Source organism: Pseudomonas sp. E6002 (genome assembly GCF_013385565.1).
Taxonomy (GTDB): domain Bacteria; phylum Pseudomonadota; class Gammaproteobacteria; order Pseudomonadales; family Pseudomonadaceae; genus Aquipseudomonas.
The window spans coordinates 37685-52917 of the sequence record NZ_JACAPT010000001.1 but is presented as its reverse complement, the minus strand read 5'-3'; the positions used below and the strand labels follow the sequence as shown (position 1 = coordinate 52917).

Annotated in this window: 14 protein-coding genes; 3 read left to right on the top strand and 11 right to left on the bottom strand. The window is 62.4% G+C overall.

The annotated features are described in order from the left end of the window. The first annotated feature begins 17 nt into the window (after nt 1–17). Nucleotides 18–620, top strand: a complete 603-nt coding sequence (gstA, locus tag HX815_RS00255; protein ID WP_008431610.1) for a glutathione transferase GstA — start codon at nt 18–20, stop codon at nt 618–620. Nucleotides 621–726: 106 nt separating this feature from the next. Here the strand turns inward: gstA and HX815_RS00250 are convergent, their stop codons facing one another. The 9 genes from HX815_RS00250 to HX815_RS00210 all read right to left on the bottom strand — a co-directional run bounded on the left by HX815_RS00250 (nt 727) and on the right by HX815_RS00210 (nt 11787). Next, nucleotides 727–2121, bottom strand: coding sequence for an aromatic amino acid lyase (locus HX815_RS00250; protein ID WP_177027653.1), 1395 nt, complete (start codon nt 2119–2121; stop codon nt 727–729). Then, nucleotides 2118–3122 (bottom strand): ornithine cyclodeaminase family protein, encoded by a 1005-nt coding sequence (locus tag HX815_RS00245; protein ID WP_177027652.1) that lies wholly within the window; start codon nt 3120–3122, stop codon nt 2118–2120. Before HX815_RS00245 ends, HX815_RS00250 begins: the two co-directional genes overlap by 4 nt. A 276-nt stretch (nt 3123–3398) precedes the next feature. Further along, nucleotides 3399–4325, bottom strand: a complete 927-nt coding sequence (locus HX815_RS00240; RefSeq protein WP_008431606.1) for an aliphatic sulfonate ABC transporter substrate-binding protein — start codon at nt 4323–4325, stop codon at nt 3399–3401. After that, complete coding sequence (locus HX815_RS00235; protein ID WP_177022235.1) at nt 4325–5338, bottom strand: ABC transporter substrate-binding protein; 1014 nt, start codon at nt 5336–5338, stop codon at nt 4325–4327. Before HX815_RS00235 ends, HX815_RS00240 begins: the two co-directional genes overlap by 1 nt. A gap of 165 nt (nt 5339–5503) precedes the next feature. Then, nucleotides 5504–8143, bottom strand: a complete 2640-nt coding sequence (locus HX815_RS00230) for a TonB-dependent receptor (RefSeq protein WP_177027651.1) — start codon at nt 8141–8143, stop codon at nt 5504–5506. Between the two features lie 253 nt (nt 8144–8396). Continuing rightward, a complete protein-coding gene (locus HX815_RS00225; RefSeq protein WP_003213064.1) occupies nt 8397–9332 on the bottom strand; it encodes a FecR domain-containing protein in 936 nt (311 codons plus the stop codon). Then, entirely contained in the window at nt 9329–9838 is a 510-nt protein-coding gene (locus tag HX815_RS00220) for a sigma-70 family RNA polymerase sigma factor (protein ID WP_003213062.1), read from the bottom strand. Before HX815_RS00220 ends, HX815_RS00225 begins: the two co-directional genes overlap by 4 nt. 218 nt (nt 9839–10056) lie before the next feature. Next, the gene (locus HX815_RS00215) at nt 10057–10836 is read right to left on the bottom strand and encodes a phosphate/phosphite/phosphonate ABC transporter substrate-binding protein (protein WP_177027650.1); all 780 of its coding nucleotides are present in this window, start codon (nt 10834–10836) and stop codon (nt 10057–10059) included. 9 nt (nt 10837–10845) lie between these two features. Beyond that, nucleotides 10846–11787, bottom strand: a complete 942-nt coding sequence (locus HX815_RS00210; protein WP_008431594.1) for a fatty acid desaturase — start codon at nt 11785–11787, stop codon at nt 10846–10848. Nucleotides 11788–12121: 334 nt separating this feature from the next. Between HX815_RS00210 and HX815_RS00205 the strand changes: the two genes are divergently transcribed. Next, complete coding sequence (locus HX815_RS00205; RefSeq protein WP_177027741.1) at nt 12122–12559, top strand: GNAT family N-acetyltransferase; 438 nt, start codon at nt 12122–12124, stop codon at nt 12557–12559. 60 nt (nt 12560–12619) lie between these two features. Next, nucleotides 12620–13438, top strand: a complete 819-nt coding sequence (locus HX815_RS00200) for a class I SAM-dependent methyltransferase (protein ID WP_177027649.1) — start codon at nt 12620–12622, stop codon at nt 13436–13438. A 136-nt stretch (nt 13439–13574) separates the two neighbouring features. Here the strand turns inward: HX815_RS00200 and def are convergent, their stop codons facing one another. Both def and HX815_RS00190 read right to left on the bottom strand, forming a co-directional pair. Further along, nucleotides 13575–14114, bottom strand: a complete 540-nt coding sequence (gene def / locus HX815_RS00195; RefSeq protein ID WP_003213049.1) for a peptide deformylase — start codon at nt 14112–14114, stop codon at nt 13575–13577. A 3-nt stretch (nt 14115–14117) separates the two neighbouring features. Continuing rightward, a complete protein-coding gene (locus HX815_RS00190) occupies nt 14118–15062 on the bottom strand; it encodes a YihY/virulence factor BrkB family protein (RefSeq protein WP_003213047.1) in 945 nt (314 codons plus the stop codon). Between the last annotated feature and the right edge of the window lie 171 nt (nt 15063–15233).

Genomic DNA, 15233 nt, shown 5'->3' with positions numbered 1-15233 from the left:
CCTGCGGAGTCGCCCCGATGAAGCTGTATTTTTCCCCGAATGCCTGTTCCCTCGCCTCCCATATCGCGCTGCGGGAATTGGCCCTGCCGTTTGAATTGATTCGCGTCGACAACCAGAAAAAGCTCACGGCTGACGGTGATGATTTCCTGCAGATCAATCCCAAGGGCTATGTGGCCGCACTGCAACTGGACAACGGCGAGGTACTGACCGAAGGTGCCGCCATCCTGCAATACCTGGCCGACCGGGTACCCGCAGCGGGCCTGGCGCCGGCCAATGGCAGCTGGGAGCGGGTGCGTTTGCAGGAATGGCTGAACTTTGTCTCCAGCGAGATTCATGGCGGGCTGGGAGTGTTGTTCAAGGACGCGATTCCCGATGAGGTGAAGGCGCTGTTCAAGGCCACGCTGTTCAAGCGTTTTGCGATTCTGGTACAGACCCTGGAGCGCCAGGATTACCTGCTGGGCGCGCAGTACTCAGTGGCGGATGCGTACCTGTTTGTGGTGCTGCGCTGGGCGGGGTTGTTTGATATCGACTTGCAGCAGTGGCCGGCGTTGGCGAAGTTTCAGCAGCGGGTCGGTGAGCGGCCGGCGGTGATTGCCGCCCTGGCCGCTGAAAATCCATGACCTGAAATGCGATCAACCTGTAGGAGCTGGCTTGCCTGCGATAGCGATGGTGAATCCAACACCGCTATCGCAGGCAAGCCAGCTCCCACAGTTGATCTTCATAGTTTTAGAGAATGGGTTTCAAGCCATCGTTTTCGATGAATGCGCTTAACGCCAACACATCCACCGACCCCGAACGATCCTGATCCAGGTGCGCCACCTGGCGACGCACCGCCTGATGAATACGCCGGGTGCCCTGCCCCAGTTGAACCGTGCCGCACAGGTCCACCGCCTGCGCCGCCACGATCAACTCAATGCTGCCCAGCCACACCACGCGCTGCACCAGTTGCCGGGTTTTCTCGACCACCGCCAGCGCCTGCCCCGCATAATCTTCCACGCGATCCGCTACCGGCACGCTCACCGCCGGGATCGGATTGGCCAAGTGCCCGATCTCCGCCACCAACGCCGAACCGGTGCGCTGCAAGGCGGCCATGCCCACGTGCCCGGGCTGGTCGATCAGAAAGCGCGGCAGTTCACTGGAAGCCGGCGACAGCAACTTGGCAATCCGCTCGGCGCTGCACACCGCCACACGGCTCAACGCCAGGCCCAAGCCTTCGGCCGCCAGCGCGAGATGGGTGCTGTCGAAATTGGCCGTGGCCAGCACCAACGCGTCTTCGCTGATCAACGCCGGATTGTCCGCACCGCTGGCAAGCTCCAGCTCAACCAGTTCACGCAGTTGCAGCATCGCTTGATGCGCCGCGCCTTGAACCACCGTGGCACAGCGAAAGCTCAGCGGGTCCTGTAGCCGGCGCGGGTTATCGGCCAATTCGCCGCCCGCCAGCAATTCCAGCAACGTAGCTGATTGCCCGCTTTGCCCCGGCGCCGGGCGCAACCGCGAAGCCCACGGCTGGAAAGGACTGAGGTTGGCCCGATAGCCTTCACACGACAACGCCAGCCCCGCCAACACGGCCTGCAAAGCCTGTTCGGCCTCGGCCACCAGCAACGCGCCAAGGCCGATACTGGCCGAGTTGGCCGACACCAGCGCCAGGCCATCCTTGCCCGTCAATGGCACGTTCAGCGCCAGGCTCAAATGCGCCAACGGCGCCAGGTCGCTCTCGCCCAACGAGCCGAGCAACGGCACCGCGGGCTCCATGCCGCAGTTGAGTAACGCCAACAGCGCCTGCGCCGCACCCGGCGAAATACCCGAACGCCCCTGGGCCAACCCCGCCAAGCGGGCTGCGGTGATCGCGCGTAATTCCTCACGCGTGGCCAGGCGGCCAACGCCCACCGCACGCCCCAAAGGAATGTTTGCCTGTTCCGGCGCGACCTGCGTATCCACCGCCGCACCGAGGCCGGTGGTCACCCCGTAAATCGGCGTGCCTTCAGCCACCAGGCGCAGCAACAGTCGATGCCCTTCGTCGATACGTTGGCGGGCCGCATCGCTGAAGTCAGCCGGTGCGTCTTGGCGGGCAATCGACAGCAAATCCTCAATCGTCAAACCGGCGGGATCGAAGTGAATCATGCCCAGCGCAACCGCTGGCCGATCCCCAGGCGTTTGGATTTTTCCAGCAGTGCGTGGCCCAGGGCGATATCGCTGAGGCTCAAGCCACGGTGCCAGAACAGGATGGTTTCCTCGGGGGTTTCCCGGCCGGTTTTCAAGCCGGCGACGATCTGCCCCAACTCGGCATGCAAGGTCTCGGCGCTGAGTTTTCCGGCGTCGACATGGGCGCGCAATGCGCCGAACATCCCGCCCTTGCACTGGCCCCAATCGTCCACCACCAGCTTGTGCATGATGTCGGTCAACGACAGTTCCACCGCGCTCATGGTGCCGTAGGGCACGACGAAGGCACCGGGCTTGATCCACTCGGTGTGCAGCAACGGTTGCGGCTGATCCAGGCGTGAAGCTTCCACCACGATGTCGGCGCCGCGCACCGTGGACTCCCAGTCGTCGGTGACAATCACCGGCTTGCCGAGGTCGCGGCGCAGGCGTTCGGCGAAGGCTTCGCGGCTTTCACTGCGGCGCGAGTGCACGCGGATTTCGTCGAAGTCGAACAGGTGGTCCAGCAGCCGCACGTTCCAATACGCCGTGCCACGGGCACCGATGTGCGCGAGGACTTTACTGTCGGGACGGGCCAGGTATTTGGCACCGATGGCGGTGACGGCGCCGGTGCGCATGTCGGTAATCGCCGAGGCGTCCAGGATGGCCTTGGGGATGCCGGTGGCCGGGTCCAGCAGGTTGAGAATCGCCAGTTCCGAGGGCAGGCCCTTGCGGTAGTTATCGACAAAGTCGCCCACCACCTTGACCCCGGCGTAGCCGATTGCGCCGCCCAATACACCGCGCAGCACGTTGAAGTGGCCGTTGATTTCACCGCCGGGAATCAGGTGCATGCGCGGCTCGATCACCGCCTCGCTGCGGCCCTGGATCGCCAGGCTGGATTCGATGGCGTTGAGGATTTCGTCGTTGGTCAGGGCCAGTTCGTCGATGTCCAGGCCGTTGAGGAAGTCGATGTAGATCGGTTGCATGGTCTGCTCACTGATGGGTTGCGAAGGTCGATGCTGAAGATGCTTTTATGGGGTGAGGGAGATTGCTGTGGTGAGGAGCTTGCTGTGGCGAGGGAGCTTGCTCCCGCTGGAGTGCGCAGCGCTCCCGCTTTTTTTGGGGCCGCTACGCAGCCCAGCGGGAGCAAGCTCCCTCGCCACAGCAAGCTCCCTCGGCACAACAGCTCTTTCCCTAAAGCAAGCTCCCCTGCCACAGCAAGCTCCCTCCCTACAGCAAGCTCCCTTGCCACAGGGATAAAGTTATGGGGCCTTGAACACAACCTGCTGCACATCGACCTTTTTCGGGATCAGGCCGTTGGCAAAAAACGCGTCGGCCGTACGTTGCTGGTTGGCGATATCCACCGCTTCCAATGGCCGGCTCGGCGTCGGCGAGCGGTGCTGGAAGTAACTCTCCACCACCGCCGGCTGCAAGCCCAATGTCTTGGCCATCAGCGCGACGCTTTCGTCATGCTGGTCCAGCGACAACCGCTGCGCCTGGGCAAACACCTTGAGAATCGCCGCAATCGCCTGCGGGTGCTGCTTGGCAAACGGCCCGCTGGCGATGAAGAAACTGCCCGCCGGGTTCAGCCCCTGGCCATCCCCCAGCACCTTCGCCGAACCGTCCACCACGGCCGCCGAGTAGTACGGGTCCCACACCACCCAGGCGTCGACCTTGCCTTGTTCAAACGCGGCACGGCCGTCGGAGGGCGACAGGTACACCACGTTCACGTCCTTCCACTGCAAGCCGGCACGCAACAAACTTTTGAGGAACAGGTTGTGGGCGCTGGAACCCTTGAGCAACGCCACGCGCTTGCCCTTGAGTTCGGCCACGCTTTGCACGGTGCTGTCCTTGGGCAGCAGGATGGCTTCGGTGCGTCCGTCATTGGGCTCGACGCCGATGTAGCGAATGTCGATGCCGGCAGCCTGGGCGAAGATCGGCGGGATGTCGCCGATATTGCCGATGTCGATGCTGCCGCCATTCAGGGCTTCGATCAGCGGCGGGCCGCCGAGGAATTCGATCCACTCGACCTTGGTGCCCGGCAACCCTTGCTCGAACAGGTGATGCTCACGGGCGAGCACCATGCTCACCGAGCTTTTCTGGTAGCCGACGCGCAGGGTGGCCGGTTCTGCCGCCAGCAGCGGCCCGGCGCACAGTGCCAGCAGTGTGGCTGCGATGAGCTTGCGCATCAGAGACTCTCCTTGACCTTGGCCGCGACGTCCGCCGGCACCCATTGCTGCCAGACCTGCGGCTGTTCTTTCAGGAACGCTTCGGCCACCTGGCGCGGCGCGGTGCGTTTCTCGGCCATTTGCGCGAGGATGCCGTTGAGCAGGTCAATCGGCAGGTCGACTTTTTCAAAGAAAGTCACCAGTTGCGGGTACTGCGCCTTGAACGGCGCCGACACGCCAATCGCCAGGTGCGCTGGCATCGAACGAGTACCGATGGGGTGCGGGTTGTTGGCGTCGGCCAGGGTCTTCCAGGCTTCGGCGTTGAACGGTGGTTCTTCCAGTTTGATCAACTTGAAGCGCCCCAGCAGTGGCGTCGGCGACCAGTAGTAGAACAGCACCGGCTTGCCGCGACGGATCGAGGATGCAACCTCGGCATCCAGCGCCGCGCCGGAGCCGGTACGGAAGTTGACGTAGCTGTCGGTCAGGCCATAGGCCTTGAGTTTCTGGCTGTTGACGATCTCCGAGGTCCAGCCGGTGGGGCTGTTGAGGAAGCGCCCACGGGTCGGGTCTTCGGGGTCGCGGAACACGTCTTTGTAGCGGGCCAGGTCGGCGACGGATTTAAGCTCCGGGGCCAGGGGTTTGATGCCCCGTTCGGCGTCGCCCTTGATCACGTATTCCGGCACCCACCAACCTTCGGTGGCGCCTTTGACGGTGTCGCCCAGGCCGAACACCTTGCCTTCGCTTTCGGCCTTGACCCACGCCGGACTGCGCCCGGCCCACTCTTCGCCGATCACCTGGATATCGTCCTTGGCCAGGGCGGCCTCCAGGCTCACGGTGCTGCCGGGCAAGGTGTCGGTGGGCAGGCCATAGCCTTTCTCGACGATCAGGCGCAGCACTTCGGTGATCAGGCTGCCGCTTTCCCAGGTGATGTCACCGAAGTGGATCGGTTTGGCAGGTTCGGCGGCCGTGGCTGATTGTGCCAGGACGGTGAGTGCCAATAGCGAGCCACCGAGCAGGTTTTTTAGTGTTCTCATGAGTAGCCTCTTGGAGATTCAAGACAGATCCAGAGTGGGCAGTGTCAGTGTGGGAGCTGGCTTGCCTGCGATGCAGACACCTCGGTTTTCCAGGAAGACCGAGGTGATGCAATCGCAGGCAAGCCAGCTCCCACAGTTGATCTCCACACCCTTCAAGATCAGGGTTTAAAAGTCATAACTGAGCCGCGTGTAGTAAAACGCCCCTTCCGGCGCCGTCGGCGACAGGTAGCTGTATTGCTGGCCCGGGGTCTGGCGCAAACGGGTGTTGTAGTCGTCAGGCTTGCTGTCGAACAGGTTGTTGACGCCCACCGACACCCGCAGTTGTTTGGTGAAGGCGTAGTTCACGTCCAGGTCGGTGGTCCATTGCGCGCTGAAGGTCTGGTCGTACTGGGCGTTGGCTTCGCTGGACGCATATTTGCGGTACTTGCCGTAACGGGTTTCGTTGAGGGCAATGGTCCATTGGTTGAGCTTGTGGACCGCGCCAAACACCAGTTTGTCTTCCGGGTAACCGTGCTCCAGGAAGCCACGGGATTCACGGGTCAGCACTTCAAAACCGTTGGGGTTTTCGTGAACCTTCTCGATGGCGGTGCGGGCCTTGGTGTAGCCCGCCGACAGGTTCAGGTTGCCGAACTGCTCAAGGTCCAGGTTGTACTTGCCCACGATGTCAACGCCGCGGGTGCGGGTGTCGGCGGCGTTGGTCATGAACTGCGCCCAGGAGTACTGGCCGTAGCCGGCGTCCTTGAGGATCTGCTCGGCCAGCGGCCCGGAAATGCCACCGCTGAACAGCAGGCGGTCACGAATCGAGATCTGGTAGGCGTCGATGGTCAGCGAGGCCTGGTCGGTTGGGCGCAGCACCAGGCCCAGGGAGAAGTTGGTGGACTTCTCGGGCTTCAGCGGCTGCGCACCGAGGGCACGGGCGGCCGGGTTGTCGGCCGGCAGCATGCGGGTCAGCACCGGGTTGCCGTTGGCGTCGAGGTTGGTGGTGGTGGTCCAGGAGGTGCCGATCTGGCCCAGGCTGGGCGCGTGGTAGGCATTGTTGACCGTGGCCCGCAGGCCGACTTTCGGGGTGAAGTCATAGCGCGCCGAGAGTTTGCCGGTGGTGGCTGAACCGAAGTCCGAGTAGTGCTCGGTACGCCCGGCAATGCCCACCTGGAGCTTGTCGGTGACCTGGTTTTCCAGGCCGAAATACACGCCGCCCACATCACGCTTAAAGGTGCCGGCGTCGTCCGGGGTCAGGCCCGAAGCCTGCACCGCGCCAACCTGCACGCCGTCGATGCCACCGTAGGAATAGGAATCGTAGTCGCCGGCCTCCAGCCGGTATTGCTCATGCCGGTAGGCGACGCCCGCTGAAACGGTGAGTGGATGGCTCGACCAGTCGACGTTCAGATCCTTGGCGTAATCCAGGGTGATGTTGGTCTGGTCGTTGACCAGGGTGGCGACGTTGAACTTGGTCGGGCTGTTGATCCCGTAGCTCGGGTTGACGGTGTTGAAAGCCAGTTCGTCGTGCTCGTCGCGGCCATAGGTGGCGCTCAAATCGAAGCGGCCGATGCTCTCGTCTTCATAGCGGGTGCCGACGGTGACGGCGCCGTCTTCATAGCGATAGCGGTATTTCGGGATGGTGCCGTTAGGGTAGATCCCGGCCACGTTGTTCGGGCTGCTGGCCAGCAGCGGCGGCGTGTTGTTTACCGAAGTGTCCTGGCCGAAGGTGGCGAAACTGTAGAGGCGCCATTGGTCGTTCAGGCCGATTTCGGCGTTGGCCGCCAGGTTGTATTTGTCGCGCCCGGCACCGCCCCAGCGCGGGTCTTGTACCTGGCCGTCGGCGACGTATTTGTCGCCGATGTCATCGGGTTTGTTGTTCAGGGTATTGAAGCTCAGGGTCAGGAAACCATCCCCCGGCAAGCCGATGCCGTACCAGCCATCGGTGGTTTTGCTGAAGCCGTCGCCCTGGGCGTATTTGCCCAGTTGGGTGTTGATGCCGCCACCGCTGTCGCGCTCCTTGAGCACGATGTTGACCACCCCCGCCACCGCGTCCGAACCGTATTGCGCCGAGGCACCGTCGCGCAGCACTTCGACGTGGTCGATGGCGCTGATGGGGATCATGTCGAGGTCCACCGGCTGCGCGCCAATGAACGGCACGCCACCGGAAATGTTCACCACCGCCGAGGTGTGTCGGCGCTTGCCGTTGATCAGCACCAGGGTCTGGTCCGGGGACAAGCCGCGCAGGGAGGCGCCTTTCGGATCCTGGCCGCGGGTGGCGCTGTTGTTCTGTGGAAAGTTGAACGAGGGCAGCAGTTGGAACAGCGCCTGGTTAAGGCTGGTGGCGCCGGTTTGCTTGAGTTCCTCGGCGTTTATCACATCCACCGGGGCGCTGCTGGTCAGGGCCGTGGCGTCGCTGCGACGGGTACCGATGGCGACCACACGGTCGAGGGTCGGCGCCTGGGCTTCGGCGGTTTGCGCCTTGATGCTGTTGCTGGCAGGCGCGACTTTGGCGCCTTCCTTGATGATGAATGCACCGTCCGGGCTGACCTGGACTTGCAGGCCGGTGCCCTTGAGCGCGGCGTCTACCGCCTGTTGCGCCGACAGCGAACCGTCGACCCGCGCCGAGGAATAATTGCCCAGCTGCGGCGTGAAGGAAATCACCTGGCCGCTCTGGCGGCTGATGTTCAGCAGCACTTCGTCCAGCGGGCCGGGCGCGATGTGGTAGACCTGGCGCGCCTCTTCGGCGCTGGCAGCGAAAGACAGGAACAGACTGGCCAACGGCACCAGGGCAAAGGTTCGAAGCGGTGTACGGTTGAATGGGCTCACGTTGGCTCCCCCCAAGGAAACTCCTGAGCGCTGCTCCCCGCAGCGCTTACGGGAGTGATGTGGGATGGCCGGGGGAAAACTTGCAGATCGTTTGGTTATGTCGATAGAACCGACATTCGGAAACGACGCGGTCAACTGTGGGAGCTGTCGAGCTTTAGCGAGGCTGCGATGGTATCGCTGCGGTACATCTGAGAGGCCGAGGTGCTCGCATCGCAGGCAAGCCAGCTCCCACATTGACCGAGGTGAACCGTTTTCAGGCGGCACTGACGGTCACCCACAACCCGGTCCGGCGGGTGATGTGGATCGGCAGGGTGCGTGCCAGGGTGTCGAGGATCTGGTCGGGATTGTCGAGGCGGTACAGGCCGCTGACCCGCAACCCTGCCACCGCCGGATCGAGGCGCAGCACACCGTTGTGATACGGGCGCAGTGCGTCGATCACTTCCACCAGCGGGCGGTCGCGCACTTGCAGGAAACCGTCGATCCACGCCGTCGCCCCCGAGGAACTGGCCAGCACCGGGCCGAAGCCGAAGCGGTCATAAGTCACCTCGTGCCCGGCCTCCAGTTGCAGGCGTTCACCGTTCTGGCCGTCGATCTCCAGGGCGCCGTTGAGCGCCACCACATGGCCCTGCCCTTCGCGCTCGCGCAGCAACAGGCGATTGCCCAAGGCATGCAGTCGAGCTTGATCGGTCTGGATGAAAAACGGACGGTTGCTGTCCCTGGCAATCTTCACCAGCAACTCGCCATCGCGCAGGCGCACCACGCGGTGTTGTGGGTCGAACTGGATGTCGGCGGCACTGCGGGCGTTGAGCAGTAACTCGCTGCCATCCGCCAGCTCTACAGTGCGCCGTTCGCCGGTGCCGGTGCGGATATCGGCGGTCAAATCCTCCACCACCGGCCGGGCCAGCCAACCGGCGCCCAGCATCAGGCCAGCGCCCACCAGGGCACCGCGCAATACGGTGCGGCGGCTGGATGGCGCGTCCAGTGCCTGCTGCAATACCTTGCCGCTGACGCCTTGGGCCTGCGGAATTTGAAACACACCGAGGCGGGTTTCCAGTTGTTGGCACAAGGCTTCGTGACGCGGGTCTGCGGCGCGCCACTGATGGTAACGCTGCCAGTCGGCGGCACTCGCCTCGCCGGAGCGCAGCAACACCACCCAGCGAGTGGCGCTGTCGATCAGTTCGTCGCTCATTCCAGGCACAGCCGCAGGCAGCGGTTGACGGCACGGGTCATGTAGTCGCTGACCGAGCGTTGGGAAATGCCCAGCTCGGCCGCGATTTCCGGGTAGGTCAGGCCATTGAGTTGCGACAGCAGAAAGGTCGCCTTGACCTTGGCCGGCAAGCCGTCGAGCAACTGGTCGATGGCCTGCAGGGCTTCGAGCATCTGCGCCAAATCTTCAGGGGATGGCGCGGGCGAGGTTTCGTCCTGGTCGAGGGCGTCGAGGTAGGCGCGCTCCAGGTCACGGCGACGCCACAGCTGGTACATCAGGCGTTGGGCAATGGTGGTGAGCAAGGCCCGTGGCTGGCGGATCGGCGCCACGCCCGGGGAACTCAGGAGCTGGACGAAGGTGTCGGCGGCGATGTCTTCGGCGTGGGCACGGGAATCGAGATGGCGGTGCAAACGGCCGCACAGCCAGTCGTAATGACTGCGGAACAATCCGCCCACGTAATCGCTGTGAGAAGTGTCGGCGCCGGACATAGTGGCTCCATCTGAGTAGGTTGCGCGTTATGTCCGGTGTTCCGGTGGAGCGATCCTAGCAAGGCTGCTTATTCTTTAATAATATTTAAAAGGTATTTTTATATAACCAATCGTTCACACGCTCTGCGTGGGAATGCCGCCTTGGACGCTCTGCGTCTGCTTTGAAATGGTGACGCAGAGCGTCACAGGATGCCTTCCCACGCGGAGCGTGGGAACGATCATTGGAGGCGTGGATAACCCACGGCTTCAGCCTGCTGCCGGTAATCCAGCAGCACCTGGTAATCCGCTTCGGTGGCGGGCAGCACTTCGTGTACGCCGAGGGTTTGCACCACTTCGGGCAGATCCTGCAAGGCCAGGTTCATGGCCTCCCGCAGGTGTTCACTTGAGCCCGGCGCGCTGATGTAAGGCAGCGTCGGGCTGGGCGCGCTGCGAGTGACGATCCTCAGCCCGGCCACTTCCTCTGGCGCAAAACGGGCGAGGTAGTCGTAGGTCACGCTGTCGATGGCGGCAAGGTCGGCGCGGTTTTCCCGCAGCCAGCGCAGGCTTTCGCGATGGGCGCCGCTGATGCCGACTTCGGCAAAGAACCGACCGCCCTGCTGCAGCGGCGCCAGGCGTTCGCGCAGCAGGTTCATGCCGCTGTTGGAGTCATGGCCGTTGATCACGCCGCGGCTGTCTTGGAAGTCCGCCAAGGCAACGCGGGGATTGTCGTCGCGGGTCAGCAGCAGGCTGCAATGCTGGCCGCCGCTGCTGTGGGGCAGTTCGTAGCGCGGGCGGCCAATCACCTGGACTTGCCCGCGCAGCTCGGTCATCAGCGGGTAGCCGCAGGTTTGCGTCAGCAGCAATTGCGGGGCGCGCCACAGGCTGCGCAGGTCGAGATGATCAGCCTTGCGGCGGGTCGCGCCCAGGCGCTCAAGGATGCGCGAAAGCCAGCGCTCATTGGCCTGTTGCACCTGCTGCGGCGCCACGTACATCAGCAGTTCGGCGTAGCGGTCACTCATGGTCGTCTCTCAAGCAAAGGGGTGCCGTGGGCTGTCGATGGCCTTGAGCCCGTGACGGCCGATCAACTGGCCGTAACCCTGCACCAGGAACCCGCCGCTGCGCGCCACCCATTGTTCGCGGCGCGCGCGGTACACGGTGGGCAGCAAATACCACGGCAGCTTCGGCAAGTCGTGATGCACCAGGTGCAGGTTATTGTTGAGGAACAGCCAGGTCCACGGCCAGGCGGCTTCGTTAAGCACCGTGCGCTGTTCCGGTTGTGGGTGCGGGCGATGCTCATAGTAGGAACGGATCGCCGCCACCGACAAGGCCGGCACGCTGACCAGCGCCACGTAGTGCCACACCGGCAGCACGCTGTAGTGGGCGATGAAGGTCAGCATCAGCACGGTCACGGTGCCATGGCTCAGCCACATCAGCCACGCCTGGCGCTGGCCTTTGCGCAGGCGCCTGACCTCGTTGCGCGCCAGCTTCCACAGCGCCAGCGGCGAACCCAACAGGAAGCGCCCCAGGACGGTCTTGGTCAGCCAATGCAAGGTGCGCTCGAACAGCGAACTGTCATCCCACTGCCGCTGATTCAGGTAGCGGCTTTCCGGGTCGACACCGGGCACCGTCAGGTCTTCGTCGTTGTGGTGCACCAGGTGGCAGTTGCGGTACAGGGTGTAGGGGTACCAGACGGCAAACGGTGCGTAGCCGAGGAGTTTGTTCAAAGCAGTGAAGCGCGTGGGATGGCCGTGCAGCAGTTCGTGTTGCAGGGACATCCACAGCGTCACGAGCGGGATCAACAGTGCGGTACTCAGCCACAGGCCAAGCCAGTGGCTGGCGAGGATCACGGCAAACCAGCCGGCATAGACGCCGATCAACAGCAGCCAGGTCGGCCACTCGGTGCGGGCGGTAAAGGTCTGGGCCAGGGCTTCGATTTCCCGGCGCTGGGTTTCATCAAGGTAGTTGGACATCGGCAGCTCAGGGCAGGCGTGGCCGACGAAAAAGTCGGCTTCATCCTGCTCTGTGCAATGGGGCGGGAAAATCTTGCAGATCGTTTGGTGCTTAGCTTAGAACTTAATGACCAAACAGGTTGCTGTCGGTTTTCTTGGCCTTTTTCTCGGCGCGTTTTTCATCGGCGGTCTTTGCCGGTTTCTTCTTGTCAGCTTTCTTGGAATTCAGACCTTTGGCCATGATGCGTGCTCCACTTACAGGGGATGTAACACTGGGTATAACACCGATTGCCCAACAGAAGGCGCTTTGCCCGACTTATAATCTGCGCCCCCTGGATTCGCGTGTTTGAAAACCATGCCCGAGTTGCACATTGACCGACTGGCAGAGCCGTTGTGGCCGCTGCTGAACAAGTTCTATCGCAGCCATAACTCACCGATGAAGGCCCTCAAGGGTGGCCAGTTGTGGGTGGCCAGGGGCAGCGAGATTGTCGCGGGCCTGTGCCTGACGCCGGTGGTGGGTGGGCAGTGGTTGACCGGGCTGTTTGTCGACCCGGCGCTGCGTGGCCAGAGGCTGGCGGCGCAATTGATTCGCGCCTCGGTCGCAAGCGTTGAAGGCACGGTGTGGCTGCTGTGCCATCCGGACCTGGAAGGCTTTTATCAACGCCAGGGTTTTACCCAGGACACGTTGCTGCCGCAGTCCTTGTCGGAGCGCCTGGTGCGCTACAAGCGCAACAAGCCGATGATCGCCATGGGCTTAGAACCGTTGGTGAGGTCGACCTTCAATAAAGTGTGATCAGCCGTTGTGGGCCCCATGCTAGCCTCGGCGGCACCAGCGGCCCATTACAGGATGATCATGAAAGCGACCCTTGCAGCCTTATCCCTTGCAGCCCTCCTCGCCCCGGCCTTGAGCCAGGCAGCCGAAGCGCCGGTTTCCGCCGAGCAGTATGCAACCGTGCTCGCCGGCAGTTGGCGCGTGCCGGCCAACAGCGCGCGTGATGGGTATCGTCACCCGCAGCAGACCCTGGAATTCTTTGGCCTGCGGGCCGACCAGACCCTGATCGAAATCACCCCCGGTGGCGGCTGGTACAGCGAGCTGCTGGCGCCGCTGCTCAAGGATAACGGCCACTACATCGCTGCCGTGCAGGCGCCGAACAGCAGTGCCTACGCGCGTACATCAGAAGAAAACCTGAAAAAGAAATTCGCCGCAGACCCGGTGCATTATTCCAAGGCCGGCTTCGCCGAGTTCGACCCCAAGGCTCCGGTGCTGGGCAAGCCTGGCTCGGCCGACACCGTGCTGACCTTTCGCAACGTGCATAACTGGGTGATGGCGGATACGGCGCCGGCGATGTTCGAGGCGTTCTTCAAGGTGTTGAAACCGGGCGGCGTGCTGGGGGTGGTGGATCACCGGGCCAAGGACGGGGCATCGCTGGAAGACATCAAGCACAGCGGTTACCTGACCACCGCGTATGTGGTGAAACTGGCGACGGATGCGGGGTTCAAGCTTGAGGGGCAGAGCGAGGTGAATGCCAACCCGAAAGATACCAAGGACTACCCGGATGGGGTCTGGACCTTGCCGCCGGCGTTGACGTTGGGGGAAAAGGACAAGGCGAAGTATGTGGCGATTGGTGAGTCGGACCGGATGACGTTGCGGTTTGTGAAGCCCGCAAAATAAGCTGAATGCACACAGAACAAATGTGGGAGCGGGCTTGCTCGCGAATGCGGTGGATCAGTCTATATCTTCGGTGACTGGCACTCCGCTTTCGCGAGCAAGCCCGCTCCCACAGTTTGATGTGTGTTTTGCCTGAGGGTTATTCGTCTGCCGTAGGATCCATATCCGGGAACATCACTTCGATAAACCCGAACTTGCTGAAATCGGTAATCCGCGACGGGTACAGCCGGCCGATCAGGTGATCGCACTCGTGCTGTACCACCCGCGCGTGAAAGCCTTCGGCAATCCGCACAATCGGCTCGCCCTTGGGGTCAAACCCTTCGTAGCGAATCTGCTGGTAACGGTCCACTGCCCCACGCAAACCAGGCACCGACAGGCACCCTTCATAACCTTCTTCCAGCACCGGGCTAAGGGGCGTGATCAGCGGGTTGATGAGGATGGTCTGGGGCACGGCGGGCGCGTCCGGGTAGCGTTCGCTGCTCTCGAAACCGAAGATCACCAGTTGCAGGTCCACTCCAATCTGCGGTGCGGCCAGGCCGACGCCGCCGACGTGTTCCATGGTCTGGAACATGTCATCAATCAACTGCCACAGCTCGGGGCTGTCGAACATTTCCGGCGGAACCGGCGGGGCAATGCGCAGCAGGCGCTCATCGCCCATTTTCAGGATTTCACGGATCATCGATCAGACTTCATCGGTAGTGGGCTTTAGGGAAGGGTCGCGGCCAAGGCCTGAGACATGCTTTTTTTCGTCGTGCTCGCCAAAGTCCTTTTCACCAGGATCCTTGCCTTCGGCCGACATGTGTTCGATCACCGCATTCATCTCCGCCCCCAGCAACAGCACGGCAGCCGAGATGTAGAAGTACAACAGCAGCACAATGATCGCGCCGATACTGCCATACATGGCGTTGTAGTCGGCAAAGGTTTTGACGTAGTAGCCAAACCCCAGGGAAGCGACGATCCAGACCACCACCGCCAGCACCGATCCCGGGGTGATAAAGCGAAACTTCTGTTTCACGTCAGGCATCACGTAGTACATCAACGCCACGGAGAACATCAACAGGATGACGATCAGCGGCCAACGCAGGATGGTCCACAGCGTGACCACGAATTCCTGCATGCCGATCTGCCCCGCCAGCCATTCCATCACCTGGGGCCCGAGCACCATCAAGGCGGCGGCGGCCAACAGCATGCCGGCGAAGCCTACGGTGTAGAAAATCGACAGCGGGAAGCGCTTCCAGATCGGTCGGCCTTCCACCACGTCATAGGCGGCATTCATCGCACTCATCATCAGGCGCACACCCGCCGAGGCGGTGTACAGCGCGATCACGATACCCACCGACAACAGGCCACCCTTGGATTGCTGCAACTGGTCGATCACCGGGTTGACCTGCTCCAGGGCCTGGGGCGGCAATACCAGTTCCGATTGCATGCGCAGCCAGGTGAAGAAGTCCGGCAGGTGCAGGAAACCGATCAGGGCAATCAGGAACAGCAGGAAGGGAAACAGCGAGAACAGCATCTGGTAGGCCAGCGCCGAGGCGTACGTAGGCATCTCGTCATCGAGGAACTCTGTGACAGTGCGCACCAGCACTTTGTGCAGGGGCAAGCCTTGTAATACCGGAAAAATCATAGCGTCTCCTTTCGCCGCAAAAAGTTGAGTTCGTGGGCGACTCAGGGGCCGTTTTCTACATCAAGGTAGCCCATTTGGCGACCTTGAAACAATTTCCAAACTTTAATCACTGCAGGTGACACAAAAACGGCCATCCGTGGATGGCCGTCGGGCTGCTGGAGTGCAGGCAGC